Annotated in this window: 28 protein-coding genes; 9 read left to right on the top strand and 19 right to left on the bottom strand. The window is 31.5% G+C overall.

All coding sequences use genetic code 11. The features are described from left to right. Nucleotides 1-411 precede the first annotated feature (411 nt). Nucleotides 412-849: a hypothetical protein gene (locus Q0921_RS06495; protein ID WP_299255111.1), complete on the bottom strand. Its 438-nt coding sequence runs from the start codon at nt 847-849 to the stop codon at nt 412-414. Nucleotides 850-974: 125 nt separating this feature from the next. Here Q0921_RS06495 and Q0921_RS06490 point away from each other — a divergent pair, with 125 nt between their 5' ends. After that, nucleotides 975-1,532, top strand: a complete 558-nt coding sequence (locus Q0921_RS06490; RefSeq protein WP_299255110.1) for a sigma-70 family RNA polymerase sigma factor — start codon at nt 975-977, stop codon at nt 1,530-1,532. Between the two features lie 2 nt (nt 1,533-1,534). After that, nucleotides 1,535-2,347, top strand: coding sequence for a tetratricopeptide repeat protein (locus tag Q0921_RS06485; protein WP_299255109.1), 813 nt, complete (start codon nt 1,535-1,537; stop codon nt 2,345-2,347). Nucleotides 2,348-2,400: 53 nt separating this feature from the next. On the opposite strand, the gene Q0921_RS06480 is transcribed toward Q0921_RS06485, so the two are convergent. Continuing rightward, nucleotides 2,401-2,568, bottom strand: coding sequence for a hypothetical protein (locus tag Q0921_RS06480; protein WP_299255108.1), 168 nt, complete (start codon nt 2,566-2,568; stop codon nt 2,401-2,403). 206 nt (nt 2,569-2,774) lie between these two features. Between Q0921_RS06480 and kynU the strand changes: the two genes are divergently transcribed. Further along, on the top strand, nt 2,775-4,061 hold the full coding sequence (gene kynU, locus Q0921_RS06475; RefSeq protein WP_299255105.1) for a kynureninase: 1,287 nt from the start codon (nt 2,775-2,777) through the stop codon (nt 4,059-4,061). A gap of 4 nt (nt 4,062-4,065) precedes the next feature. Here kynU and Q0921_RS06470 read toward each other — a convergent pair whose 3' ends face one another. Then, complete coding sequence (locus tag Q0921_RS06470; RefSeq protein WP_299255102.1) at nt 4,066-4,914, bottom strand: AraC family transcriptional regulator; 849 nt, start codon at nt 4,912-4,914, stop codon at nt 4,066-4,068. Between the two features lie 138 nt (nt 4,915-5,052). Here Q0921_RS06470 and Q0921_RS06465 point away from each other — a divergent pair, with 138 nt between their 5' ends. Further along, complete coding sequence (locus Q0921_RS06465) at nt 5,053-6,216, top strand: MFS transporter (protein WP_299255099.1); 1,164 nt, start codon at nt 5,053-5,055, stop codon at nt 6,214-6,216. A gap of 19 nt (nt 6,217-6,235) precedes the next feature. Here the strand turns inward: Q0921_RS06465 and Q0921_RS06460 are convergent, their stop codons facing one another. From Q0921_RS06460 to Q0921_RS06415, 10 genes are all read right to left on the bottom strand, one after another. Then, nucleotides 6,236-6,949 carry a hypothetical protein gene (locus Q0921_RS06460; protein WP_299255096.1) on the bottom strand — a complete coding sequence of 238 codons (714 nt, stop codon included), beginning with the start codon at nt 6,947-6,949 and terminating at the stop codon, nt 6,236-6,238. A 150-nt stretch (nt 6,950-7,099) separates the two neighbouring features. Further along, a complete protein-coding gene (locus tag Q0921_RS06455; protein WP_299255093.1) occupies nt 7,100-7,468 on the bottom strand; it encodes a cupredoxin domain-containing protein in 369 nt (122 codons plus the stop codon). Between the two features lie 54 nt (nt 7,469-7,522). Continuing rightward, nucleotides 7,523-8,071 carry a carboxymuconolactone decarboxylase family protein gene (locus tag Q0921_RS06450; protein WP_299255090.1) on the bottom strand — a complete coding sequence of 183 codons (549 nt, stop codon included), beginning with the start codon at nt 8,069-8,071 and terminating at the stop codon, nt 7,523-7,525. Nucleotides 8,072-8,223: 152 nt separating this feature from the next. Continuing rightward, nucleotides 8,224-8,385, bottom strand: a complete 162-nt coding sequence (locus Q0921_RS06445) for a hypothetical protein (protein ID WP_299255087.1) — start codon at nt 8,383-8,385, stop codon at nt 8,224-8,226. A 153-nt stretch (nt 8,386-8,538) separates the two neighbouring features. After that, nucleotides 8,539-8,910, bottom strand: coding sequence for a DoxX family membrane protein (locus Q0921_RS06440; RefSeq protein WP_299255084.1), 372 nt, complete (start codon nt 8,908-8,910; stop codon nt 8,539-8,541). A 28-nt stretch (nt 8,911-8,938) separates the two neighbouring features. After that, nucleotides 8,939-9,412 carry a hypothetical protein gene (locus tag Q0921_RS06435; RefSeq protein ID WP_299255081.1) on the bottom strand — a complete coding sequence of 158 codons (474 nt, stop codon included), beginning with the start codon at nt 9,410-9,412 and terminating at the stop codon, nt 8,939-8,941. A gap of 396 nt (nt 9,413-9,808) precedes the next feature. Beyond that, complete coding sequence (locus Q0921_RS06430; RefSeq protein WP_299255078.1) at nt 9,809-10,090, bottom strand: UBP-type zinc finger domain-containing protein; 282 nt, start codon at nt 10,088-10,090, stop codon at nt 9,809-9,811. A gap of 1 nt (nt 10,091) precedes the next feature. After that, nucleotides 10,092-11,756 carry a response regulator gene (locus Q0921_RS06425; protein WP_299255075.1) on the bottom strand — a complete coding sequence of 555 codons (1,665 nt, stop codon included), beginning with the start codon at nt 11,754-11,756 and terminating at the stop codon, nt 10,092-10,094. 22 nt (nt 11,757-11,778) lie between these two features. After that, nucleotides 11,779-12,615 carry an aldo/keto reductase gene (locus Q0921_RS06420; RefSeq protein ID WP_299255072.1) on the bottom strand — a complete coding sequence of 279 codons (837 nt, stop codon included), beginning with the start codon at nt 12,613-12,615 and terminating at the stop codon, nt 11,779-11,781. A gap of 8 nt (nt 12,616-12,623) precedes the next feature. Beyond that, complete coding sequence (locus tag Q0921_RS06415; RefSeq protein WP_299255069.1) at nt 12,624-14,012, bottom strand: ATP-binding protein; 1,389 nt, start codon at nt 14,010-14,012, stop codon at nt 12,624-12,626. A 189-nt stretch (nt 14,013-14,201) separates the two neighbouring features. Here Q0921_RS06415 and Q0921_RS06410 point away from each other — a divergent pair, with 189 nt between their 5' ends. Together Q0921_RS06410 and Q0921_RS06405 are read left to right on the top strand one after the other, a co-directional pair. Next, entirely contained in the window at nt 14,202-15,002 is an 801-nt protein-coding gene (locus tag Q0921_RS06410) for a bifunctional 2-polyprenyl-6-hydroxyphenol methylase/3-demethylubiquinol 3-O-methyltransferase UbiG (protein WP_299255066.1), read from the top strand. A 153-nt stretch (nt 15,003-15,155) separates the two neighbouring features. Beyond that, nucleotides 15,156-16,529, top strand: a complete 1,374-nt coding sequence (locus tag Q0921_RS06405; RefSeq protein WP_299255063.1) for an NAD(P)/FAD-dependent oxidoreductase — start codon at nt 15,156-15,158, stop codon at nt 16,527-16,529. Here Q0921_RS06405 and Q0921_RS06400 read toward each other — a convergent pair. Further along, entirely contained in the window at nt 16,519-16,752 is a 234-nt protein-coding gene (locus Q0921_RS06400; RefSeq protein WP_299256117.1) for a hypothetical protein, read from the bottom strand. The two genes, Q0921_RS06405 and Q0921_RS06400, sit on opposite strands and share 11 nt — an antisense overlap. Nucleotides 16,753-16,876: 124 nt before the next feature. Here Q0921_RS06400 and Q0921_RS06395 point away from each other — a divergent pair, with 124 nt between their 5' ends. The 3 genes from Q0921_RS06395 (at nt 16,877) to Q0921_RS06385 (ending at nt 20,672) form a co-directional block, all read left to right on the top strand. Next, nucleotides 16,877-17,062, top strand: coding sequence for a hypothetical protein (locus Q0921_RS06395; protein WP_299255060.1), 186 nt, complete (start codon nt 16,877-16,879; stop codon nt 17,060-17,062). A 113-nt stretch (nt 17,063-17,175) separates the two neighbouring features. Then, on the top strand, nt 17,176-17,994 hold the full coding sequence (locus Q0921_RS06390; protein WP_299255057.1) for a GLPGLI family protein: 819 nt from the start codon (nt 17,176-17,178) through the stop codon (nt 17,992-17,994). Between the two features lie 26 nt (nt 17,995-18,020). Beyond that, on the top strand, nt 18,021-20,672 hold the full coding sequence (locus tag Q0921_RS06385) for a hypothetical protein (RefSeq protein WP_299255054.1): 2,652 nt from the start codon (nt 18,021-18,023) through the stop codon (nt 20,670-20,672). Nucleotides 20,673-20,679: 7 nt separating this feature from the next. Here Q0921_RS06385 and Q0921_RS06380 read toward each other — a convergent pair whose 3' ends face one another. From Q0921_RS06380 to Q0921_RS06360, 5 genes are all read right to left on the bottom strand, one after another. Next, nucleotides 20,680-22,044: an aldehyde dehydrogenase family protein gene (locus Q0921_RS06380; RefSeq protein WP_299255051.1), complete on the bottom strand. Its 1,365-nt coding sequence runs from the start codon at nt 22,042-22,044 to the stop codon at nt 20,680-20,682. Nucleotides 22,045-22,075: 31 nt separating this feature from the next. Further along, on the bottom strand, nt 22,076-23,017 hold the full coding sequence (locus Q0921_RS06375) for a sterol desaturase family protein (RefSeq protein ID WP_299255048.1): 942 nt from the start codon (nt 23,015-23,017) through the stop codon (nt 22,076-22,078). A gap of 147 nt (nt 23,018-23,164) precedes the next feature. Next, nucleotides 23,165-23,590, bottom strand: a complete 426-nt coding sequence (locus Q0921_RS06370) for a VOC family protein (protein WP_299255045.1) — start codon at nt 23,588-23,590, stop codon at nt 23,165-23,167. Between the two features lie 10 nt (nt 23,591-23,600). Next, nucleotides 23,601-24,467: a 23S rRNA pseudouridine(2604) synthase RluF gene (gene rluF, locus Q0921_RS06365; RefSeq protein ID WP_299255042.1), complete on the bottom strand. Its 867-nt coding sequence runs from the start codon at nt 24,465-24,467 to the stop codon at nt 23,601-23,603. An 88-nt stretch (nt 24,468-24,555) separates the two neighbouring features. Further along, the gene (locus Q0921_RS06360) at nt 24,556-25,569 is read right to left on the bottom strand and encodes an SIMPL domain-containing protein (protein WP_299255039.1); all 1,014 of its coding nucleotides are present in this window, start codon (nt 25,567-25,569) and stop codon (nt 24,556-24,558) included. Nucleotides 25,570-25,815 lie beyond the last annotated feature (246 nt).

Here is a 25,815-nt window from a genome sequence, read left to right as displayed (position 1 = left end):
GTAATATTGGATAAATTCTGGGATTTATTTAGGGAGATATTGTAAGTGATTTTAAATGTTCAAGAAAACAAATTAGTTTTTTAAAAAGAATATAGATATAAAAAGAACTGCCTGCTTTGTTGAATTGACGATTTTTAATGTCACATCTTTATAGATATAATGTATAAACTTTATTTGTTAGAACTACTTATCTTATTAGTAATATTTTGCTGAGCCTATAATATGGAGATAAGGGGATTATTTATTTAGATAAGAGTATTTCACTTGATTAGTGGCCATTCTTAACTATGCATTCATTTGAAGGCTTAGCTTTTTTGAGAATTTCTCAATTTTAAGTGTTTTGTTTCTATCACCATCTTCGTCGTGTGAAGAAGATGGTTATGATTATTTTTTAAGATCCATAGGGTTTTATTATTCGTCATCATCAAAAGGGTCTTCTATTGGATCTTTTGGTCTAGTACCGCCAGATCCACAACCATCTCTAGGACAGCTTTGTATAGTATAACATCCATCAAAATCACAACCTGGATTCAAATTGTTATAATCATAATAATTAATACAATCCACATACCATATTTCTGTATCGTAATCTACAACTATATAGGATATAACAAAACCATAGGAGTTTCGAATTACTGCTTTTTCAGCAGGGGTTAGATATGGATTGTTAAACGTATATTCAATTTCACATCCTTCGAACATAGGCCCTTCATCACCACTCCTTGATTTTCCATTAAATTCTTCTGTTAATTCCGTGTTTTCTTCAAAAATTTCCAGCTCATCATCTGAACAATTTTGCAATAGGAACAAAAACATTCCTGCTAAAAGAATGTGTGCAATTTTTCTCATAACTTAAATTTGTTTAAAAATATTAATATTTGATTGTTTTGAAAACCTTATGATAAATAGTTTTCATACTGTAGTTCAAAATAATTAGCTTTGTTACCCAGATCAAAGATTTTAGCATATAATTAATGAAGAATAATGAGTATTTTATTGATGGAATATTACAATCTGATGAAAAAGTCATTACAGATATTTATACTAATTTCTTTCCTAAATGCTTAAAATTTGTACTCCATAATAAGGGGCAACAGATGGATGCAGAGGATATTTTTCAGAAAGTATTGATGCAGATTTCTGCTAGAATTAGATGCAGAGCTTTAAAAACTATCAATTCTACTTTTGAAGCTTATATGTTTACCGCGTGCAAAAATTTATGGCGTAGAGAATTAAATAAAAGAAAACGGGTAACAAATACGGAAGTAAAGGAACTGGTAAGTGAAGAATCGGATATGGCCTATGCTTTACTCGAACAAGAACGATGGGAATTGTTTAAAGAAAAATTGGAAAAATTATCAGATAATTGTAAGGAGGTATTAATGCTGTTTCTGAAAAAAGTGTCTTATGCAGATATCGTAGTTCAATTGTCATATTCTTCGGAAACTGTTGCTAGGCAGCGTGTTTTTAAGTGTAAAGCAAAGCTTATAAAAAATGTAAAATCCGATGAACGATTTAAAAATCTGATATAATAATGGATACTAACCACGACTCAACATATCATGATCAAATCGATGCGTACCTCAGAGACGAACTTTCTGCCGAGGATAGAACGCTGTTTGAGCAATTATTACAAAATGATCCTGAGTTATTAAAAGAATTCAAGATACACGAAGAGTTGTTTGCTCAGATGGATGAGTCTGCTTGGATCAACGATTCCTTTACTCCTGATATAGAGGAAGTAAAAGAAGTAGAAAATTATTTTAGGAGTGCGGAAGCTAAAGAATTAGAAGATACAATTGCTAAAGTTCAAACCAATTATCAGAAAAATAATACTTCTTTTTTGAAGAATAGGTTGTTTTTTTCGATACTAGCTGCCGCTTCAGTAGCAATATTTGTGGTGTTATATACCGTGAGTTCTAGTAATTCTTCTCAGGATTTATATGCAGAATATAATCAATGGAAGGATTTGCCTTCTCTTACGAGTAGAAGTGATGAAAGTCAATTGGCAAAAGGGCAACAATTATTTGAACAAAAGAAATATGATGAGAGTTATATTTTGTTTAAAGAATATATTAAAGGTAAAAATAAACTTTTACCGTCTGTGTTAATATATTCAGGACTTTCTGCGTTGGAACTTGATAAATATACAGAAGCGATTTCCTATTTTGATCAAATAATAAATTCCAATACAATTGATCAATCTAAAGGATATTGGTATAAAGCGTTAGTATATTTAAAACAAGATCAGAAAGATGCTGCAGTAAAAGTTTTAGAAATTATTCTTAAGGACAAGCAAAACTATAATTTTAATAAAGCACATAATTTATTAAAAAAATTGCAGTAGCTGTAAAGTTAACCACTGCAATCCGGTGTTTTCTTAATTATGAATTGAAAAATCTAACATTCAACACATAAAAAATCTGGTCCAGGAAAAATGATTTGTCCGCACATTCCATGGGGGCAACCAGAAGATCCTCCGCCATGTGTAGGGCATCCTCCAACAACTTCTTTTTGTGCTGTTTTACTAATTTTTTTTACACCGTTTAATTTTTTTAATTCTTTCATTAGAATGTGAGTTTATGATGATATTGTATACCCGAACATTTAGAGACACTCAGGATTTATGTCTGTAAATTATACTTTGTTTTAGTATAAACTTGGTTGATATGAATATAATAATTATAAGGTAATTTTCCCCATATTTTCGGGGAGGTTTTTAAAATATTATATAATCTCGGTTCTAATATGTACTTTTGAATCAAAACTCAAAAATGCAATTCGAAAATAGTAGAGAGTTTGCTAAGAAATTAGATCAACAAGACCCGTTAAAGTCATATAGAGATCAGTTTCTTTTTCCAAAAGTTAATGATAAGCAAGTAATATATTTTACAGGAAATTCTTTAGGACTTCAGCCTAAAAATACCAAGAAGTATGTAGATGATGTAATGAAGGATTGGGCTGAACTTGCAGTAGAAGGGCACTTTTATGCGGATAAGTCTTGGTGGGATTATCATGAGCGTATGGCAAAGCCGTTAAGTAAGATAGTAGGGGCTAAACCTTCCGAGATTACTGTGATGAATACGCTAACAGTAAATCTTCATTTATTGATGGTTTCATTTTACAGACCAACCAAGAAACGATATAAAATCATCTGTGAGGAAAAAGCGTTCCCTAGTGATCAATATATGTTGCAAAGTCAGGTTCGGTTTCACGGATACGATCCGAATGATGCTATTGTAGAAATTAAAAAACGAAAAGGAGAACATAATTTTAGAATAGAAGATATTTTGTCTACAGTCCAAAGTGTAGGTGAGGAGTGTGCATTAATTCTAATAGGTGGAGTTAATTATTATACTGGTCAGGTTTTCGATATGAAAACTATAACCCAAGCAGGTCATAAGATAGGAGCATTTGTAGGCTGGGATCTTGCACACGGAGCTGGTAATATTGAGCTAAAACTTCATGATTGGGATGTGGATTTTGCATCTTGGTGTAGTTATAAATATATGAACAGCGGTCCTGGAAATGCTTCGGGATGCTTTATAAATGAGCGGTTTCATGACAGAAAAGACATTCCTCGTTTCGAAGGTTGGTGGGGAACTAAAAAGGAATCTAGGTTTTTGATGAAACCTGAGTTCGAACCTATGCCTAATGCAGATGCTTGGCAATTGAGTAATGCCCCTATCTTATCTTTAGCTCCCTATTTGGCCTCATTAGAATTATTTGATGCGGTTGGTATGGATTTGTTAATAGAAAAGCGAAACCTGATCGTAGCGTATTTAGAGTTTGTTCTAAAGTCAATTGATGAAGAGGTGGATAGTTCTTTTGAAATTATTACTCCCTCAAATCAAGAAGAACGAGGAACACAGCTCTCTGTTTTTCTTCATGGAGAAGGTAGGAAATTATTTGATTATTTGATGGAGAACGGGGTAATTACAGATTGGAGAGAACCTAATGTAATTAGATTAGCACCAGCTCCTTTTTATTGTTCGTATGAAGATATGTATGAATTTGGTCAAGTCCTTAAACAAGGAATTAAACTAAAGAAAGAAGAGTGATTCTTTAGTTTAATTCCTTGATGTATCTAGAAGGAGAAACACCGGTATATTTTCTAAATTGTTTGCAAAAATAAGAGGGGTCATTAAATCCACATTGATATAGAACTTCAGAGATAGAAATATTCTTGTTTTCGAAATGTTCCTGCGCTTTTTTGATTCTAAATTCATTTAGGAAGCTAATAAAACTTTTATTTGTAGCCGATTTAAACATTCGGCAAAATGAATTCGTAGTCAATCCTAATTGTTGAGCAATAGTTTTAGATTGAATTTTTTTGGCGTAATTCTTATTTACAAAATCAAAAACCTTCGATATTCTTGGTAAAGCCGTTTTATCAATTTCAAGATAATTAGACTTTACAATGGGTGTTCTATAATTAGAAATAGAGAGATTATATAGAATATGCATAAGGTTTAATAATTTCTCTACGTTATTTTGGTTTGAAATTTTTAAAAAGGAGTCCGAGAGTTTTTCTTTAGTCACTTTAGAAAAAAGACAACCTTTGGGTGATTTTCGAATAAATTCCAGAATGACGTAGAATTCCGGGAAATGATTTAATTTTTCTTTGATAAAACTTTCATTAAATTGAATAACAACTTCTACGTTATCTTCTAAATCCTTATTTCCAAAAGGCATATGAGGCATGTTTGGTCCTAGAAAGATCAATAACCCATCTTGATATTTTTCAATATTTGATTCAACTTGAATTATTCCGTTACCGTTTCTAATAAATACTATTTCATATTCTGCATGTAAATGCCAATTCACTTCATTGCAAAGCGAATCTTTGGTGTAGCTTTCTATTTTCAAAGATGTTGATTGTTCCAGATAAATTTGTTCGTATGATAACTTCATAAAACAAAATTACCATATTTATATAATTAATTTTATAAACATGAATAGTTTACCTTAGTATTAGAATATTTTGTGTTAATATGGAGGTGTTTTTTGTAACTAATTTTGATATATAATAAATATGTTAAATAACACACTTTGAATTCTTTATATCTAATTATTACAAGATTACGATACTTTGGGCCGGCTTGGGTTTTTGCATCATTAAATATTATGACCGGTACTTGGGTATTATATATTCCTGCAGTGAGAACAAAATTATTAATTGATGATGCACAATTGGGTGTTGCACTTTTTTGTTTTGCACTAGGTACATTAGTAATGATTCCTTTATCTTCTTTGATCATAGAAAAACTTGGAGTAGGTAAGGTAACAATTATTGGTATTATACTATTTTCTTTATTATTTCTTATGCCTATAATAGCTCCAAGTTATTTACTATTGTGTATCGTCTTATTTGTAGTTGGTTTATTCGCTTGCTTGACGGATATAGCAATGAATGCTCTGGTATCGGATATTGAACAAGAAGATGATATTCATATTATGTCAGCATCTCATGGCTTTTTTAGTTTAGGCGGAGTTATTGGTGCTGGTATTGGGAGTTTTTTAATTATATATTTTCATATTCCACTATTACATATGCTGTGTGCTACAATATTTGTAATTGTAACAAATATTTTAGTTTGTAAAGAGTATATATCTATAAAAGGAAAAAAGGAAAAAGGATCAAAAAAGTCTTTCGATTTAAAACTCATAAAACCATTGTTTGGACTTACGATTATTGCTTTTTTAGTGATGGGTAGCGAAGGCGCCATAGAACATTGGAGTAAACTCTATATGCAAGATGTTGTAAACGTTTCTTCAGAGAAAATTTCCGGATTTGGTTTTGTCGCTTTTTCTGTGATGATGACCTTAGGCCGTTTTTTTGGAGATGCAGTAAGCAAGCATTTTGGATCGTTTATGATTATTATTAGTGGTTGTTTAATAAGTGCATTTGGTTTTTTTGCAGTATTAAGTACTACATTACTACTAACTGTAACTGGGTTTGGATTAGTAGGTCTAGGGTTTTCAGTAATTATACCAGAGTTGTTTAGATTGGCCGGAAAAACCAAAGGAGTTTCTTCTGCAGAAGGAATATCTTTTGTGGCTGGTTTCGGTTATTTAGGTTTTTTAATTAGCCCTCCATTTTTGGGACTACTGTCCAAAATCGATAGTTTAAAACTTAGTTTTACCGCTTTGTTAATAGCAACAATAATTGCATTAATAGTTACATTCCTAATTTCTAAAAGAGTTTCTAAATGATGTAAAATAAAATCTAGAATTAGTCGATAACAACTTCAATATTGGTGAAATGAAGTTTCCAGTTACCTTCATTACGGTTACGCGTTTTTGCAATTTTGATCCCGTTGAAATTTTCATAACCTTCCCAAGAAGTAATTAATGAAGGCTCTTGTTTATTTTTTTCTCTAAAGACCCATTCTTTTATTTTAAAATCACCTTGAAAATAAAAATCATAGGCATCTCCAGGAGTATAACCTCCTTCATTTTTATAAACAATAGTAAATTTTTGCATTTCTTTTGCGCTTATAGGGGCAACCGCTTTTGCCTCATGTTCTGATGTGAAACTGTCTTTATCCCAAACTAAATTAAAGGGAGCTAATAACCAGTATTTATCATTAATGAAGCCTTGATCGATTTTTAATGAAGTGCTATCTATTTGTGATCTATTATAGGAGATGGTGTCTTTTGCAGTGGTTAAAGTAATCTCATTTTTTTGCGGCTTCCAACTCCAAGAACGTTCGTAATGAGCACTATCTCGATCTACATTAAAAGTGAATTTTATTTCTTTCACCTTTTTCCAATGTTCAAAGCCATTAGCATTTGCAATGGATTCGGCAGTAGTGGGGATTTTACTTTTAACACTCTCAGTGATTTCTATTTCCGTATCACCTTCATCTTTATACTCCTTTTTTGTCACTTGTTTACAAGCAAAGATCAATAAAGAAAATATGGATAGTAGTATGATATTTTTCATCTTGAGTTGGTTTTTGGCTAAAATATAGAAAACAAAAACCTTGCTAAATTGAATTAACAAGGTTTTAGGGTTTCGATAAAATTGTATTTTATCGAGTATAATATAAAAGCTTCCTAATTATGGAAGCTTTTATAAATTGTTTTGGGGTAATTACTCTACAATCAATTTATATTGTGGAGTTTTATTTAAAGGACAGAAGTAATTATATTCTCCTTTTTGTAATGTTACTGTCTTAGAGCTTTCTGTTTTTCCTTCTGCAACTACTTTGGTTACATATGCTGTCTGAATATGGTTTTTAGGATCTGAAGCGTCTTTTCCTGCTGGTACTAATACAAAACCTACATCGGTTCCAGAGTTGTTGTTAGAGATATTAAAAACATAACTTCCTTCTGATAAGGTAACTTGTTTCTGAGTAAACTCTCCTTTAGTTTGCTCTAAAGAAACTGTTTTTACTTCTTGTGCTGATATACTTAATGTAATTGCAAAAATAAATGTGAATAATGTGATTAACTTTTTCATGATTTTAAAATTTATATGTTAATGGTTTTTGTTTAAATTAATTTTTGATATTATTTATGCAGTTGCCGTTTCTAGTGGTTGAGCAACTGGAAAATCTACAGAAACTTGTGTAGTGCTGTGGATATAGTTAGAAATTGTTTTATCTCCTACTAGTACAATTGTATCTATTAAACTTCCTTTATCATACCCAGCAGCAAAGAAATTATCTACAATATCTTGATCTGTACGACCTCTGTTCTCGGTAATGTTCTTAGCTAATTTTGCTAAAGCGTCTAGTTTTCCATCAAAAGAAGCATTTCCTGCTCTTAGTTCTAATATTTGTTCATCAGTAAAACCGTTCATTTTTCCAATAGCTGTATGTGCTGATAAACAGTAGATACAATTGTTTACTTGACTTACCGCTAGGTTTACAACTTCTTTTTCTTTAGCTTTTAATGAAGTCTTTGCGTTTGATAAATTTAGATAGTTTTCTAAAGCAGTTTCACTATGTGCATAGGTTGCAAATAAATTTGGTACAAAACCCAATGCGTTATTAAGGTTGTCAAAAATTCCTTGATTTGTAGTATTTACTTCTTCTCTTGTGGGTACATTAAATGTTGCCATAATTATTGTTTTTAGCATCCTGAATTTATTTTCAGGATTAGTTTATATTTTTTGTTTTAATTGTCTTTTAACTTGACAAGGCAAAGATGCGATGGGAATATTGATTCTAAAATGTTCGTTCTTCCCTACAACTTGTCAATTTTTCCCTTCTATTATTTTTGAGTTTGTATATAGGATGTTTCCGCATCACAATAAAAATCGTGATGACTGCTCTGATCACAATGTGCTTTTGCATTTAGGGTGTTTACGATTCGTCTTTTTCCTTGACGGAAAATTTCAATTAAATTGAATATTGATTTATTATTAGTTATCATTTTTATATTGTTTTAAATTAACAGTACAAAGATGAATGAATGAAGAGGTTTTTGGAATGTTGGTTTTTCCCTAAGACTTGTCGATTTTTCCTTACACAAAAAAACCTCCAAAGTAAGGAGGTTTTAAAAATCTTATATTTTATGTTTTTTTATTTAGAAAAACTTAATTTCTTTTCTTTTAATCCACAATATTATAGCACTAAGAATAAAAGTTAACATCGCAGTTATGAATAAAACTCCTCCATCATCATTAATTTCGATTCCTAATTTTGTAATATGCATAAAGATGGCACCACCAATAACACCTAATGTTAATGTAGCTCCAATCCAAACAGTTTTGGGGATTAGTATTAAAACACCAGCTATTAATTCTGCAATTCCGATGACTATTCTACCGTAGGGCTCCAACCCAACTTTAGAAAAGATATAGACACTATCTGGATGTGCAGTAAATTTAAATCTAAGGGTTTGGATGAGAATAATAGCAACAATTATCCTCAATACCAGGGGTAAGGCATTCTTCATTTTAGTATGTTAGAGTTTGTGTTTTTTATTATAGAACGCTGGGTAACGCGTCTATCTTCCCATTAAAGGTATCTTTTCTAGATATAAAATACAATTCTTTAAGATTATTATCAATAACGAATTGATGGGATAACTGTGGTAAATTGTTTATTAGAAAAGTCTGAAATGCTTCTGTATCTCTACTTCTATTTGCTGCTTTGCGTATGGTTTTCAGATATGAAGCTGTGATTAACTCTATATTATTTTTATTTGAAACAAAAAGTAAAGAGTTATTTTTTCCCTTCAAAATTTTTATTTCTTTTTTAAAATTAATTTCATTGGAAGCGATTAAACTTTCATTATAGTTGCTAAAAGTGTTTTTATAAACTACTTCTTTGGTGTTTTTGAGGTATACAGTTTCCAATTGAGTTTTGTATACTTTATCCTGTGAATGCCCGGAAAAAATTGTGATAAAAAAAGCCAATGTTAATAATCCCGTGATGTTGTTATATAAAGTTTTCATATCTGTGTTTTTTACCCGAAATTAGTTTCGTGTTTAGTAAATCAATTTATTACACTACAAAGTTGGGGCAAAAATATGTAAATTAAAAGGTCTCTTTTTCCTTCTTACTTGTCAATACTTCCCTAGATTATTGGAAGTGAATTGAAAAAACAATAATTCAAAGTACTTTTCTTACTATAAACTATACGCCGTTATTTATTTTAAAAAATTACAGATATAGATGTGTTTTAAAAAGTAATAAATTACAAAGTGAATTAATTCTGTAAGTTTAGATCACTTTGTGATCTTTATAATTTTCTACTAATTTAAGGATTAACAATTACAAAATATGTTATAAAAAGTCTAATTATTTCATCTAAAGATCAAATTTACAGGTAATTAGTTGGATTATGAGCTTTAATATTTCTTAAAAGTCTTATGTTCATAACACCACGCCCATTTTTCATTGGGTTCAGCAGAGGTTACTACAGGGTGTTCGTGTTCAGCATAATGATTGCTAGCATGTTTATTAGGTGAAGAATCGCAACATAGAGTAACTCCGCATTCCTGACAGGTTCTAAGGTGAACCCAACTCTCTCCTGTTTTTATACATTCTGCACATTTATAACTTTCGTCTTTTTTGATGTCCTTAGTATCTAAATTTTCGAGATGACTACAAGTCTTAGTTCCAAATCCCATACTATATTTCTGCTAAATATTCGTGTACAAATTTTATGGCCATTGCACCTTCGCCAACAGCAGATGCTACCCGATTCATTGCACCAGCTCGTACATCTCCAGAGGCAAAGATACCCGGACTGCAGGTTTCCAGTAGGAAAGGTTCACGATCTTTTTTCCAAATCTTTTTAAAATCGGCATGTCTATTAAGATCCCTTCCGGTTTCTATAAAACCTCTTTCATTTTTAATGATATCCAATGCGATCCAATCTGTATAAGGTTTTGCACCTATAAAAATGAATAAGGCGTCTGCATCTAATATTCTAGTTTCAGAAGTAATGCTATCAGTTAGTTCTAAAGAAGTAAGTCTTTCGTTTTCTCCGATAGCTTTGGTAACATTAGTGTTGCCTAATAACGTAATATTGTCAATAGCATCAATTTGATCAATAAGATAGCTAGACATACTGCTTGTAAGATCCTTTTTGCGAACTGAGATGAAAACGTTTTTAGCAAACTTAGAAAGATAAACGGCAGACTGGCCTGCAGAATTTCCACCGCCTACAATATATACTTTTTTATTAGTGCAAGCTTGTGCTTCAGTCATAGATGAACCATAATAAATACCTGCTCCAGTATAATTTTCTACACCTTCAGCTTCAAGTTTTCTGTAGTTTACACCAGTAGTGATAACCACACTTTTAGCGCTAATACATTCACCATTTCCGAGCAATATACTTTTATACCCATCTTTTTCCGTAATAGAAGTAACTTCTTGAGGAGACAGAAATTCTATCCCAAATCGTTTAGCTTGTGTAATTGCACGATGCGTCAATTCCTGCCCAGTTAATCCATTAGGAAATCCAAGATAATTCTCTATTCTGGAGCTGGTACCAGCTTGTCCTCCGGGTGCGTGTTTCTCAATGAGTAACGTTTTTAGCCCCTCAGATCCACCATAAACTGCCGCTGCTAATCCCGATGGTCCTGCTCCAATAATTACTACATCATATAGATTATCTTGTGGATGGGCATTTAAACCCAATGCAGTAGCTAGCTCTATTATATCAGGATTTTTATAACATTTACCATCTTGTAATGAAATTACAGGGAGATCGGTTGGTGTAAGTTTATGTAGTTCAATAATTTCTTTGGCCTTATCACTGATTTCAGCATCCAACCATTGAAAGGGAAATAAATTTCCGGATAAAAAGTCTTTAATGTCATGAGATTTTGGAGAATATTGATAACCGATCACTTTTATACCATCAAACTCTGGTTGAAAATTTATTTGCCAAGTATCTAATAAATCATTTAGTGTAGGATATAGTCTTTCTTCTGGTGGATTCCATGGTTTGGTAAGATAATAATCTAGCTGTACATCATTAATAGCTCTAATAGCTGCATCGGTATCAGAATATGCTGTTAAAAGTACTTTTTTAGCGTTAGGGAAAAAATGTTTAGCTTTTTTTAGAAATTCCACTCCTAGCATTTCGGGCATCCTTTGATCTACAAGAAATAAAGCAACAGCCTCATTTTTCTTTTTTAAATCCTCTAAAGCTTCTAAGGCGTCATTGGCAGATTCTGTACTCATAACCCTATATTCTTTTCGATACTCGGATTTTAAATCTCGAGTTACAGCACGCAATACTTGTGGGTCATCATCAAGGGCGAATATAATAGGCTTTTTCATTGTTTTTTTAATTTAAAACAGATTAAAAATCAAAGTTATCAGGATCTGGTCCAGTTCTTTGATTCTTATCTAGAGAATCAATATAAGAAACATCTTTCGGAGATAATTCAAAATCAAAAAGATCAGCATTAGATATAATTCTTTCTTTTTTAGCAGATTTAGGTATGGTTACAACTCCTTTTTGTAAATTCCATCGCAAGACAATTTGGGCGATAGTCTTATTATATTTTTTTGCTAAATCATCTAATATTGAAAGCTTAAAAATCTTTCCTTGCATCATAGGGGACCAAGCTTCGTACTGAATTTTATGTTTATTGCAGAAATCAATCAAATCCTGTTGGACCAGATATGGATGAAATTCCATTTGATTGACCATTGGCGTTATTTCTGAATTTTCCATAAGGTTTTCTAGATGGTGTTGCATAAAATTGCTAACACCTATAGCTTTTATTTTTCCATCCTTATAGAGTTTTTCTAATGCTTTCCAGGTTTCAATATACTTCCCTTCAACCGGCCAATGAATCAAATATAGGTCTAGGTAATCTAGCTGTAATCTTTCAAGACTTTTATCAAAAGCTTTAAGAGTTGATTCATATCCTTGATCTGAATTCCAGACTTTGCTTACTACAAAAATCTCTTCTCTAGATACATTACTTTGATGTATGGCTCTCCCAACGCCTTCTTCGTTTTTATAAATACTTGCCGTGTCAATATGGCGATATCCGGCATCCAAAGCCCATTGAACAGCATCAACTACTTCTTGATCATTATCAGATAAATACACTCCGAGTCCAAAATACGGCATACCTATTCCGTTGTGTAATCGGAATGTTCCTTTTATATTAGTTATTGTTTTCATTGTTTTAATTAAGTAATTGGTAAACAAACGGTAAATGTTGTTTCTCCTTTTTTAGATTTCACCGAAATATTACCTTCATGTTGATTAATGATTCTTTGTACTACTTCTAGTCCCATTCCCGTACCTTTTCCAATAGCTTTGGTAGTGAAAAAAGGATCAAAAATATTGTTCAGATGTTCTTCTGGGATTCCCTCTCCATTGTCAATAATATCTACTTTTAAGAATTTTTGATCTTTAGACGTTTTTATCTTCAAAACTCCTGAGTGTTCCATAGCGTCAATTGCATTGTCAATTAGATTGGTCCAGACCTGATTAATTTCACTAACAAAAATCTTTGCCTCAGGAAGATTCTCTTGAAAATCTTTTTCTAAAGATATGTTTTTCTTTTTCAGTTTATGGTTAAGCATGATAAGTGTACTCTTTAGACCAATATGAATATCTGTAGTGATTTTTTCGGGAGCACGATCCATGTGTGTGTAACTTTTGATAGAACCTACCAGATTAGATATCCTACCAGAAGCTTCATCTATTTCATCAACCATTTTTTCTGTGGTTAACACATTTTCAATCCATTCTATAGCGTGAGGAAAATTTTCCGAACCAGTCGCTTCAAGAATCTCTTCCATTGCTAGAATATCCATACAAAAATCTAAAAGCGTTTCTGTCAGTTCATAGCCATTATCTACCCCATGATCTTCAAGCCATTCTTCTAGTTCATCTTCTTTTTCATTTCGCTCAGTAAGTTTCATATTATTTTCTGGGCGATTATTTAATTTTTCAAAAAGGATAGTATTGATAATATCAATTTCTTGATCTGTAGCTCTAATAGAAACTATTCTTTTGAACTTTTCAGGAACATTACCTAGATGTTGTTTTAGCGCTTTGGCACTTCGTACCATGGCAGAAGCAGGATTATTAAGCTCATGTGCTAATCCAGCGGATAATTTTCCTAGTGACATCATTTTTTCTGCCTGGACATTATCTTTGGTAAATTCTCTGACTCGAGACGTCATTTTATGTACCAATGCTTCGGTAAGCTCATAATGATTGGAGATCATTTCTTTGAAACAGGATTTTTCAAGGACTAAAACCTCACTATTTTCCAGTACTTCTCCAAAGCCTAAGGCTGAACTAGCTCTTGAAAAAGGCAGTAATCCACCGATTTGATTGGTATCCATTAACGCTACGTGCTTATAGTTCCCATTTTGTTCTACTTTAATTTCAATCTTTCCTTCCAGAACAATAAATAGCTTATCAATAGAATCACCTTTCCGAAAAAGATACTCACCTTGTTTTAAAACTTCTATATAGGATTTGTCAATTAACCAGCGTAATTGATCATCTGGGACCTGAATAAACTCTGGGACTTGTTGGAGGTTTTGTGTGGTAAGTTTCATTAATTTAAAATTAGGTAATTAAAAAGCTCCTTGCAACACTTACAATGATTAGAAATCTTAAGGTTTTTATAAAGTTTGACTTATATAAAATTAAATGCTAATATTTTATGATTTTTTTATCAAAAAGTGAATAATGAGGTAAGATTAATAATGATTAGTTATATTTAGAAACCTTTAAATAAGAGAGTGATGTCTAAGGAATTTCAAAAGCATTTTAAAACCAACGCGGCAACCTGGAATGAGAAAGTAGCAATTCATGCATCTAGCGATTTTTATGATTTAGAATTATTTAAAAAAGGTGAGACTTCATTAAAGAAATTTGAATTAGAAGCATTAGGAGATGTTTCCGGGAAATCATTATTACATTTACAATGTCATTTTGGTCAAGATACATTAAGTTGGAGTAGGATGGGAGCAAAATGCACCGGTGTAGATCTTTCCGAAAAAGGTGTCGAATTGGCAAAACAATTAACTACAGAATTACAGCTAGATGCTGATTTTGTCTGTTGTAATGTTTTGGATACTTCTCATCATGTAAAAGATCAGTTTGATATCGTATTTACAAGTTATGGTGTTATTGGATGGTTACCAGATTTAAAACCTTGGGGTAGAATGATTGCCGAGAGATTGAAAACGGGAGGTTCTTTTTATATGGTGGAGTTCCATCCCATTGTATGGATGTTTGACTACCTTGAAGAAATACCTATGATTAAATACGGGTATCACCAGAAAGAAACTATTTATGAGGAGTATGAAGGTACATATGCCGATACGAGTTCTAAGATGATCAGTAAAGAATATGGTTGGAATCATGGTTTGGGAGAAGTTATTTCAGCATTGTCCGAGGCAGGGTTAACCATTGAATATCTTAGAGAATATGACGAATCTCCTTATAATATTTTTCCTAATTTGAAAGCGAATAAAAGTGGAATGTTTGAGAGTTCTGATAAATTATTTCCATTACTGTTCGCGATTAAAGTATTTAAGTAACAATTCTTTGATAATTTTTTTACATTTGTTGAAGGTTTTAATGTTTGCATAAGCTCTAGATTATAGGGAGCTAGTTTGTCAAGGACATTAAGACTCGGATCTTATGATTTAGTTCCTTTTCATACTTTGACAAACTGGAATCATTAAGAAAGTATGCAAACAAAAAACATAGCTATAGTAGGAAGTGGTTTAGCTGGTTCACTATTAGCAATTTATCTAAGAAAACGTAACCACCAAGTCACAGTGTTTGATAGAAGGCCAGATATTAGACAAATCCAATTTAGCGGTCGTTCTATTAATCTTGCCATGTCTGTTCGAGGTTGGAAAGCATTAGATAGAGTTGGTATAGGACAAGAAATCAGAAAACTTGCGATTCCAATGGATAAAAGAACCATGCACGTTAATGGTCAATCTGAATATCATCAGTATTATGGTAAAGAAGGAGAGGCTATCTATTCTATTTCGAGAGGAGTATTAAACCGTAAAATGATTACACTAGCGGAGGAATCAGGTGTTATATTCAGATTTAATGAAAAAGTATGGGATGTAAGCTTACCCGAAGCTAAAATATACACAGGAGAAACGGAAAAAGGCGAATGGAAAGAGTATCAATATGATATGATTTTTGGTTGTGATGGTGCATTCTCAAGAGTGAGGCATAAAATGCAGAGAAGAAGTGGATTTGATTATTCTCAAGATTTTCTGGATGCAGGGTATAAAGAACTTGGTATCCCTGCTAATGCTGATGGAACACATAAATTAGATAAAAACTCATTGCATATATGGCCAAGAGGGAAGTTTATGTTAATTGCATTACCAAACTTAGATGGTAGTTTTACGTGTACCTTATTTATGCCTCATAAAGGCGAAAATTCTTTTGAGCTTTTAACCAATGATGCCGAAATAATAGAATTCTGGAAGCGCTATTTTCCTGATACCATAGACTTCATGCCTACTTTGCTTAAAGATTTTAAAAATAATCCTACTAGTGCTTTGGTTACCATGAAATGTTATCCTTGGACGTATTGGGATAAAGTAGCTTTGGTTGGAGATTCTGCTCACGCGATTGTTCCATTTTATGGACAAGGGATCAATGCTGGTTTTGAGGATATTTCTGTTCTAGACGATATTATAGAAGCATATAAGGGTGGTAGTTGGCAAGAAGTTTTTGAAAAATATCAAGAAGCGAGAAAACCAAATGCTGATGCTATTGCCGAACTTTCTTATCGTAACTTTATGGAAATGAGCAGTAAAACTGCTAATTCTGAGTTTATTCTAAGAAAGAAAATAGAAAAGCGATTTTCTGAAAAACACCCTGATAAATGGATTCCACTTTATACTAGAGTAACATTTACTAATAGACCTTATGCTGAGGCACTGGATATTGGTGAGCAACAGGCCAAGGTTATGGATGAGGTTATGCAGTTAGAAAATATTGAGAGTATTTGGGATACTGATGAGGTAGCGCAAGAAATTATAAACCGCTTAGATATTTATAAGATCAATACTAAAAGTATTACCCAATAAGCCTCTTCAACCATTTTAACTTAGAACTTGTATAAGGCGAGTATTTAAGATTTAATTCTATTAAAAAGGATTTTTGCAAAATACTTTTATAATGGGAGAATGTTTCGAATCCTGCTTTACCATGGTAATTACCCATACCGCTATCTCCAACACCTCCAAATGGGAGGTTTTGTTCCATAAAGTGCATAACCGCATCGTTTACTGCGCCGCCTCCAAATGATATTTTTTATACTCATTTTAAAATTATTTGATTTTTAGAGGTAACATATTTAAATGTTAAGACACGTATATATGTTATCCCATTGGATAATTTTAAATCATTTTATTAATTTTTAAACTTTTTAAACATGAAAAAAGTATTTTTAGGGCTATTTGTAGCTGGAACAATGATGAGTTTTACAACAGTTAAATCTGATGCAGCAGAAAATGATATTGATGAAAGTCGTTGTTGCACATATCGAACTGTTACAATGTGTGATTCAGGTAATAACTGTGGAAACGCTAGGGCAGTTTATGAAGCTTTTAAACGTTAATTCTTAAGCTATATAGATGTGGGTTATTTAATCCACATCTATTTTTAATTCCTTTTTAATGTTTTAGATGAATTTTTTGAATTAAATATTAGAATCATTATAGATAATATAAAATGAAAGTTAAATATATAGTAGTACAATTGGTTATTTTAAGTATGTTTTTTTGTAAAGAGATGGTAGCTCAACAAAATTATATGGTTACTTATGAGTTTATAGATAAAGATAATGTTTCATTAGAAAGTAGGTTGATAATAAATGAAAATGAGAGTGTTTTCAAAATTCTGGATGATAGAGAGTCAGGGTTTGTTTATTTGGAAAATGGAGATCCTTCACATAGTGTTGTGAATGATGAATTAGCTACTTTTTTATACACTAATCACGAGTATTCTTATATAAGGATACCATATCCAGAATCACGAAAAGGAACAGCGTATAAATTAAACAAGGATACCCTTGATTGGAAATTGACTGGCGCTTCAAAAAGAATCAATCAATATAATTGCCAAGAAGCTTTGGTTGAGGTAAATGGTAGAAATTATACTGTTTGGTTTACATTAGATATTCCAGTCATTTATGGACCATTAAAGTTGGATGGTTTACCAGGATTGGTAGTTGAAGCAAAAGAAAGTAAAGGATATTGTACTGTTAAATTATTGAAGATAGAACACTTGAGTACTGACACACTATTTAAAACAGCTAAAGGGTTTTTTAAAGAAAATAATGTAATGAATTATGAAGAATATCAAAAATTCATGAATAAATGTGTAGTAGAATCAAAAATAAAAAAATCACAAAAAATCGCAGAAATTATGGCTGCTAGCGGCGGAACTGTTAATATTGATTTGGAAAATGGCGAATATTTTTTTACCAGAATGCTTATCGATATTCCTGAAGGTACAATAGAAGAATTAGAGAAAATTAGTCTTTATTAATAAAATTGTTACCTAATAATAGGTTTGTGAAATTGAATAAAATATTAATTTTCTTCGTACTTATTTCTTACGGATTACATGCCCAGAAAATAAAAGGTAATATAAAAGAATATTCTGGGGATATAGTTTCCAATGCCAGTATTCTTATAAAAACGGATAAAAAAACTTCGGAAATATCTGAGTTCTTTTTAACTAATGTAAGTGGAGTACTGAATTATACTTTTAAAAAAAAGTATAATTCAGTAGTGTACCTGGAGATCAACGCGCTTAATTATGAAAAGGTTGTGGACAGTATTGTTGATCCAGCTATAAACAAGACATATACGTTTAATTTTATTTTATACCCAAAAACAACGCAGTTAGAAGAAGTTATTATTTCGGATCGTAAGAAATTTAATGTTAAAAAAGATACTGTTGTTTTTAATGTAGAGAAGTATAAAGATGGTACGGAACGTAAAGTAGAAGATGTTCTTAATAAATTACCAGGTGTAGAAGTAGCTCCTAATGGTAAAATCAGCTACAAAGGAAAAGAAGTATCTGCTGTAAATCTGGATGGAGACGATTTGTTTGGAAATAAATATAGGATTGGTACTAAGAATATTTCTATAGATATGGTAGACCAAATTGAAGCCATAGAGAATTATTCTAAAAATCCTTTACTTAAAGAGATTGAGAATTCTAATGCAGTAGCACTAAATTTAAAGCTTAAGAAAAATAAAACAGATTATTCAGGAACTTCAGATGTTGGTTATGGATATGGCGATAAATCCTATGCAGATATAACAACGACCTTGATAGGAGTGTCAGCTAAACTTAAATCTTTTGGAGTGTTCTCTTTTAGTAATACAGGAAATTACACTTTGTTTGATGATGTATCAGACGCTGTTTTTAGTGTCAATGAAGATGATCAAAGTGATGTTTTTAGTAAAAAGGTTATCAATGAGAGCCCTATTCAAAATATTTTAGGAATTAAACGATCTAAAATTGACGAAGCTTATCAAGGAAGTTACAACGTTTTATATAAGTTTTCTAAAAAGGCACGGATAAAAGCGAATGTAAACTATCTAAAAGATGAGGTTTTTAAAGAAGAGCAATTTCAGAATACTTTTTTCACGTCAGAAGATACGTTTAATTATACAGATGTAAATCAAATTACTCAAAAGCCAGAAGCAAAAGGGTTAGATTTGGAATTTGTAATGAATACTACAAGAAAATCATTATTGGAATTAAAGACTTCAATAAGTAAAAGCGATCGACGTACCCAAAATAATTTTATACGAAATCAAGCCAATCCAGCGGCTACTGGACTGATATCTGAGGATTTTTTATTACAAAGTAATTTACGATTTACTTATAAGCTTAATAAAACAAATGCCTTGCAATATGTTTCTATGTATTCTAGAAATAATACACCGCAAAACTTTAATACAGTTGGTAATTTTTTTTCTGACCAAAATATAACTAATCAATACAATCAATTTAGTGAATATAGAAAAGAAACATTTCAGAATCGCATGGTTTTGTTAGGAAGAAAAAGAGCACTAAAGTACGCGTGGACCATAGGGGTAGATCACAATGAAAACCCATATCAATCATTTTTAAAAGAGAATAATGTAATAGTTGAAAATTTTGAAAACAATTTCGAATATCACAAAACTAATTATTTTTCTTTAGTATCAGGAGCTTACGAAAATAATATTTGGAAAATTGAACCTTCTGTGTTTTTTAGATATATAGATCAAAAAATTGATAATGTTATTTCTGAGCAATTAAATAAGAGAAATCAATCTTTTATCTTAGAACCTTCCTTAAAAGTGCTGTATACTATCAATAAAGTCTCTAAATTAAATTTTTCCGGAAACTATGAACAAATAACACCAGAAGAAAATTATTTGTTTTCTAATGGAGTGTTAACCAATAATAGGACGATTCAAAATAATAGTTTGTCATTAGAACTTCAAAAAAATCAAAGTTATAATCTAGCATATAGGTTAAATGATTTATTTAATAATATAGAAGCGACAGCAATTGTAGGGTATTCAAGAAATGAGAATTCATATTTATCTAATCTAGAGATTAACCCTAATTATACAAGTATTACTTTTTTTCAATCTCCGATAAATTTAGATAGCTGGTTTATAAATGGATCCATAGAAAGATACCTTAGATTTATGCAAACAACATTTAAATTATCTTCATCCTATGCGATTTCTGAATTTAAGAATTTAGTAAATCAATCAGAATTAAGAGATGGTGAGTTTACTAATTACACCGGGAAAATATTTGCTAAGACGGCTTTTAGAATACCAATTAATTTCCAGAATTTTTTCACATATACATCTACCGAATTTTCTATAATGGATCAGTCATCTAATAGTAATAATTCGATTAAAAATTCTTTTAAAACCATAATAAGACCGGCCAAAGGTTGGTTATTTACCTTTACCTATGATTATTTTAAACCTAATATAAGGAGAAATCAAGATTTTTCTTTTTTGGATTTTAGTCTAAAATATAAGCCAAAAAATATTAAATGGATATCTGGTCGTTTTATTGGTAAGAATTTATTGGATAACAGAGTTTTTGAACAAATAGAGAATTCTGATTTTTCAACTACAGTCTATCAAAGTAACTTGATTCCTCGCTATTTTATTTTATCAGTTGATTTTAGCTTTTAAAATAGTATTACCCAATAAGCCTCTTCAACCATTTTAACTTAGAACTTGTATAAGGCGAGTATTTAAGATTTAATTCTATTAAAAAGGATTTTTGCAAAATACTTTTGTAGTGAGAGAATGTTTCGAATCCTGCTTTACCATGGTAATTACCCATACCGCTATCTCCAACACCTCCAAATGGGAGGTTTTGTTCCATAAAATGCATAACGGCATCGTTTACTGCTCCACCACCAAATGATATTTCATTTAAGATTTTGTTTTTTACTACTTTGTTTTTAGTGAAAATATAACAGGATAAAGGTTTTGATAATGTTTTAATATCGGCAATGGCTTTATCTATGTTGTCAAAGGATAAAACAGGGAGAATAGGGCCAAAAATTTCTTCTTGCATTACTTTGTCCGAGAATGTAACTCCACTCATAACTGTAGGGGATATGATTCTATTATCAGCATCGCAGTGGCCTCCATAGTATATTTTATCTTTTTCAATAAAATTTTGCAAGCGTTCAAAGTTTTTTTGATTTACAATTTGAGTATAATTTTGATTCTCTATTTTATAATCAGCACTTTCTATGTGTTTTTTAATAGCTAGTAACAGTTCATCTTGTACCGAAGACTCGACCATGATATAGTCTGGAGCAATGCAGGTCTGACCAGTGTTTAAAAATTTAGCCCAAACTAAACGTTTGGCAGTCATATCAATATTAACATCTTTAGTAACGATAGCAGGACTTTTACCACCTAATTCCAACGTAACTGGAGTAAGATGTTTGGCAGCGGCCTGATAGATGATTTTACCTACTTGAATACTTCCGGTAAAGAATATTTTATCAAATTTGACCTTTAATAATTCTGTAGTCTCTTTTACACCTCCTTCAATTACTTTAAAAAACTTAGGGTCAAAATTTTCACTTATAATCTTAGCCATTACAGAAGAAGAATTTGATGGGATCTCACTAGGTTTAAGAATAACTGTACAACCCGCAGCTATTGCAGCTATCGCTGGAACTATTGATAGTTGATAAGGATAATTCCAAGCGCCCATTACTAAAACAGTCCCAAAGGGTTCTGGCATAATATAACTTCTTGCTGGAAGGTTGGCTAATCCAGTAGAAACGCTTTTCTTCTTAGACCATTTCTTGATATTTACCAATGCAAGATCAATCTCATGATAAATGATAGCTAATTCTGTAGTGTAGGTTTCGTATTTCGATTTTTTAAAATCACGATAAATAGCCTGATATAGTAGTCCCTCGTTTTTCTGTAAAATACTTTTTAAACGCTTTAATTCTTTAACTCTAAACGGTATGTCTTTAGTAGCGTTTGTGTTATAAAAAGCATTTTGAGTATTAATGATTTCTTGATAATTCATAACCAGAATATAGAGTTGCTATAGAAATGAATTACGATTCCACGCTCATACGTTTCTCCAATTCGAGTTCTTTCTGCATTTGTTTTACAGTGAGTGTGCTACCGTCATGACTCCATCCCGGAGGGCCAAAAATATACATAAACTTATGATACCAGTTTTTAGATTTTTTGGTATCACTCCAAATATCTTTATACTCATGTGTAAGAATGACCCATGGGTTATAAGATTTTGGAGCGTGTGTCACTCCATATTGTACTTCAATATCGTCGTCTAGTTCTTTCCAAGTTCCGAATATCTTATCAAAAATATTTAGAAATCCTCCGTGATTTTTATCCATATATTCTACATTCTTGGCATGGTGTACCTGATGCATTGTATGTGTGTTGAAAATCTTTTCTATAAATCCCATTTTAGGAATAAATACAGAATGTAATTGAAACTGCCATAATGCTTCTATACCAAGACAAACAATAACCATTTCTGGAGGAAACCCTATGATGGGCATCCACATATAAAATAAAGGTTTGTATAAAAGAGTGAACCAACCATTACGGACAGCTGTTCCAAGATTAAAGTTGTCGGATGAATGATGCACAATATGAGCAGCCCAGAGCGCTCTTACCATGTGATTTTGTCTATGAAACCAATAATATGTAAAATCATCTGCTAATTGACATAATAACCAAACATACCAAGCATAGCCAAAAGACTTCCAACCCATAATATTAGTGCGAACACCATCAATTTCTGGATTAAAAAGGTTATACATAAACGTGAATAGAACTACCGAAAAAACAGTTTTAAGTAAAGGGCCTAAAAATGCTGACCCAAGACCCATCGTGAAACTTGCGGATAAATCTTTCCAATTATATAAATTTTTATGCTCGTGGTGGTTTTTACTGTAAGCTAATTCTACTACAATAAGTATCAGAAACAGAGGTACACCATACTTTAGGGGCTGTATAAAATCCATTTTATTTTTGTTGTATTCTAATTGGGGCAGAATATAATAAGAATTTGTAGTAAACCTTTAACATTTTACTCTTTTAAATGAAAAAAAGTATGTTTTTAACTATTGTTTATTAAAATTAAGGTGTCGTATTCTGAATTTATCATAATACTATTTCAAAAAAATCTGAGATGAATCTTTAAACGATTTAAATTCGAGCGCATTTCCACAAGGATCATAAAAAAACATAGTTGCTTGTTCTCCAATTTCTCCTTTAAATCTTATATAGGGCTCAATTACGAATTTCACATTTTTTTCCGAAAGCATATTAGCAAAATTTTGCCATATTTCCCATTCTAAAATGATACCGAAATGGGGCACAGGTACTTCTTTTCCATCAACACTATTATGATGTTTAGTATCTGCATCTAATTTTTGCTTGTAATGTATTACTAGTTGATGACCAAAAAAGTTAAAGTCTACCCAGTGATCACTACTTCGACCTTCATTTAGTTCTAGTATATTATTATAAAAATCTCTGGCAAGATCTAAATTGTCGACGGGGATCGCTAGGTGAAAAGGAGAGAGTTTTTCCATGTGTTATTATTTAGCGGTTTCTATCACTTCGTTTTCTCTTTTGTGATCCTGTAGTATTTCTAGAAGAAGGATTTCGTTTAATGTTGCTTTTTGTATTAAAACGTTTCGGAGCTTGTTTCGTTTTTTTCTGTTTTTCTTCAATTTGTGAAGCTTCTTCAGTTTTGCTAGAATCTCCAACATCAGCATTGATAAGCTGTAATTCTTTTTCAGTTAAGTATCGCCAATCACCCATCGGAGTATCTAAACTGATATTCATAATACGAATTCTTTTCAGTCGTATTACTTCATATCCTAGATACTCACACATTCTTCGAATCTGTCTATTTAAGCCTTGAGTAAGTATGATTCTAAAATCATATTTATTGATCTGTTCAACTTCACATTTACGAGTTACCGTATCTAAAATGGGAATACCATTTCCCATTCTTTTAATAAATTGAGGACTGATTAATTTGTTTACAGTAACAATATATTCCTTTTCGTGATTATTTCTGGCTCTTAGTATCTTATTTACGATATCTCCATCACTTGTTAGTAAAATCAGGCCTTCACTGGGTTTATCTAATCGACCAATAGGGAAAATACGTTTCGGATAATTGATGTAATCAACAATATTATCCTTTTCGTTTTGAGCGGTGGTACAGACGATCCCAATTGGTTTATGAAAAGCGAGATATACGTGTTTTTCTTTGGGCTTATTAATGACTTCACCATCAACCCGAACTTCATCTTCCGGAGCAACTTTTGTACCCATTTCGGGTACTTCGCCGTTAATAGTTACCCGACCTTGGTCTATCAATTTATCCGCTTCTCTTCGAGAGCAGTATCCAACTTCGCTAAGGAATTTATTAAGTCTTGTAAGATTAGAATTTTCCACAATGCAAAGGTGGTTATAAATTTTATGGTTTCAAAATTGAAGATCACATTGTAAGGCCTCTTTTATGGTTACTATTTTACGGTGTTTTCTAGTTCAATTCTAATTTTTTAATATCTATGTTTCCGTTTGGAGATACTATAAAGTATTTAGGTTTTGTAATTTCTTTTTCTATTGGTTTTTCTTCCTTTGGTTTTGGTGTATATTGTAATTTTATGTCCATACCTATTTGTACAACGGGTTCTAATATTTCTGGATTTATAACCATATCATAGTTTTTATAGGAAATAGGATCATAATAATAAGTGGTTTGTTTTTTTGTTTTTTGAACTCCTTGTGTTTGATTAAGTGATTCAAAAGAAATACTATGAAATGCTTGATAGCTTGCGTAGAATTCTTTAGGAAAGTGACAATACTTAGTGTCTGCAATAGTAGGTTGATATAGAGATAGGTCAAAGCCTACATCTTTGTAAAATTGTTGTTTTTCTTTTAAGGTTTTTAATATCTCTGAACGTAATCCACTATATACGGTTTCTATGTTATTTATAAAATAATCAACTTTTACAAGATTGTATATCTCATTTTTTGCACAGGTAGAAAGTATTTTTTGAAATTGATTTATCTTATTGAATTTAATATGAATATTTTGTTGTAATTCAAAACCTTTAGGAACTTCGTTGTATTTTGTGCTGAACAACTTTTTTTCTACCACAGTTTCATATGTAGGTACGAATGATATCAAATCTATAGTAATGTTTTCTTCTAAAATACCATTAGCTGTTAGTTCCCCCTTTATTTTATCCACTCTATCTTCCATAAGATTGTTTGTTTCTTCAGATGTTTTTCCGATTTGAGTGATATTAAAAATCGCAGTGTAAGAATCAGCAACGATATTGTTTAATATTCGGACATCAATTGTTATTGTTGGGTTAGGTACTAAGTTTTTTTGATCAAACTTTTGCGTTTCGTCTAAGTAAATAGAAGGATTTACTAATTCTTCTGTAGTAATGGTATTTCGTTTGGAAATAGTAGCTGCATTTCCTCTTATTTGGGCATTGATAGATGAAGATATCAATAGTAACAGAATGTAGATTTTATTTTTCATGATTTTTATGTTTTTGAAGTTCAGCGAATCTATGAGGTATATGGTTTTTGTAAAACCATAAATGAGTAAACTACACCTATCAATGAGTGAAATGTCGTTTTCTGTAAGAAGAACTATAAATAGGTTGTAGAATAAATCTAAAACTGAAAAATTTAAAATGTAAAAGGAGTTTACTATCCGTTATACTTTTGTTAGGCGCAATGCCAAAAATACAATCAGGTATTTGGATGAACGAGCAAAAATCAA

The sequence above is a fragment of the uncultured Aquimarina sp. genome (assembly GCF_947496855.1).
GTDB lineage: Bacteria > Bacteroidota > Bacteroidia > Flavobacteriales > Flavobacteriaceae > Aquimarina.
The sequence above is the reverse complement of the archived record's forward strand: the minus strand, read 5'-3'. Positions and strand labels throughout refer to the sequence as shown.

Excerpts from the sequence above, each read along its gene's own strand:
- Q0921_RS06455 (WP_299255093.1), bottom strand. The coding sequence starts at position 7,468 with ATGAAAAAGTTAATCACATTATTCACATTTATTTTTGCAATTACATTA.
- Q0921_RS06380 (WP_299255051.1), bottom strand. The coding sequence starts at position 22,044 with ATGAATTATCAAGAAATCATTAATACTCAAAATGCTTTTTATAACACA.
- Q0921_RS06415 (WP_299255069.1), bottom strand. The coding sequence starts at position 14,012 with ATGAAACTTACCACACAAAACCTCCAACAAGTCCCAGAGTTTATTCAG.
- Q0921_RS06495 (WP_299255111.1), bottom strand. The coding sequence starts at position 849 with ATGAGAAAAATTGCACACATTCTTTTAGCAGGAATGTTTTTGTTCCTA.
- Q0921_RS06370 (WP_299255045.1), bottom strand. The coding sequence starts at position 23,590 with ATGGAAAAACTCTCTCCTTTTCACCTAGCGATCCCCGTCGACAATTTA.
- Q0921_RS06405 (WP_299255063.1), top strand. The coding sequence starts at position 15,156 with ATGCAAACAAAAAACATAGCTATAGTAGGAAGTGGTTTAGCTGGTTCA.
- Q0921_RS06445 (WP_299255087.1), bottom strand. The coding sequence starts at position 8,385 with ATGATAACTAATAATAAATCAATATTCAATTTAATTGAAATTTTCCGT.
- Q0921_RS06450 (WP_299255090.1), bottom strand. The coding sequence starts at position 8,071 with ATGGCAACATTTAATGTACCCACAAGAGAAGAAGTAAATACTACAAAT.
- Q0921_RS06435 (WP_299255081.1), bottom strand. The coding sequence starts at position 9,412 with ATGAAAACTTTATATAACAACATCACGGGATTATTAACATTGGCTTTT.
- Q0921_RS06430 (WP_299255078.1), bottom strand. The coding sequence starts at position 10,090 with ATGGGATTTGGAACTAAGACTTGTAGTCATCTCGAAAATTTAGATACT.
- Q0921_RS06485 (WP_299255109.1), top strand. The coding sequence starts at position 1,535 with ATGGATACTAACCACGACTCAACATATCATGATCAAATCGATGCGTAC.
- Q0921_RS06395 (WP_299255060.1), top strand. The coding sequence starts at position 16,877 with ATGAAAAAAGTATTTTTAGGGCTATTTGTAGCTGGAACAATGATGAGT.
- Q0921_RS06420 (WP_299255072.1), bottom strand. The coding sequence starts at position 12,615 with ATGAAAACAATAACTAATATAAAAGGAACATTCCGATTACACAACGGA.
- Q0921_RS06425 (WP_299255075.1), bottom strand. The coding sequence starts at position 11,756 with ATGAAAAAGCCTATTATATTCGCCCTTGATGATGACCCACAAGTATTG.
- Q0921_RS06410 (WP_299255066.1), top strand. The coding sequence starts at position 14,202 with ATGTCTAAGGAATTTCAAAAGCATTTTAAAACCAACGCGGCAACCTGG.
- kynU (WP_299255105.1), top strand. The coding sequence starts at position 2,775 with ATGCAATTCGAAAATAGTAGAGAGTTTGCTAAGAAATTAGATCAACAA.
- Q0921_RS06470 (WP_299255102.1), bottom strand. The coding sequence starts at position 4,914 with ATGAAGTTATCATACGAACAAATTTATCTGGAACAATCAACATCTTTG.
- Q0921_RS06480 (WP_299255108.1), bottom strand. The coding sequence starts at position 2,568 with ATGAAAGAATTAAAAAAATTAAACGGTGTAAAAAAAATTAGTAAAACA.
- Q0921_RS06490 (WP_299255110.1), top strand. The coding sequence starts at position 975 with ATGAAGAATAATGAGTATTTTATTGATGGAATATTACAATCTGATGAA.
- Q0921_RS06440 (WP_299255084.1), bottom strand. The coding sequence starts at position 8,910 with ATGAAGAATGCCTTACCCCTGGTATTGAGGATAATTGTTGCTATTATT.
- Q0921_RS06390 (WP_299255057.1), top strand. The coding sequence starts at position 17,176 with ATGAAAGTTAAATATATAGTAGTACAATTGGTTATTTTAAGTATGTTT.
- Q0921_RS06375 (WP_299255048.1), bottom strand. The coding sequence starts at position 23,017 with ATGGATTTTATACAGCCCCTAAAGTATGGTGTACCTCTGTTTCTGATA.
- Q0921_RS06460 (WP_299255096.1), bottom strand. The coding sequence starts at position 6,949 with ATGAAAAATATCATACTACTATCCATATTTTCTTTATTGATCTTTGCT.
- Q0921_RS06360 (WP_299255039.1), bottom strand. The coding sequence starts at position 25,569 with ATGAAAAATAAAATCTACATTCTGTTACTATTGATATCTTCATCTATC.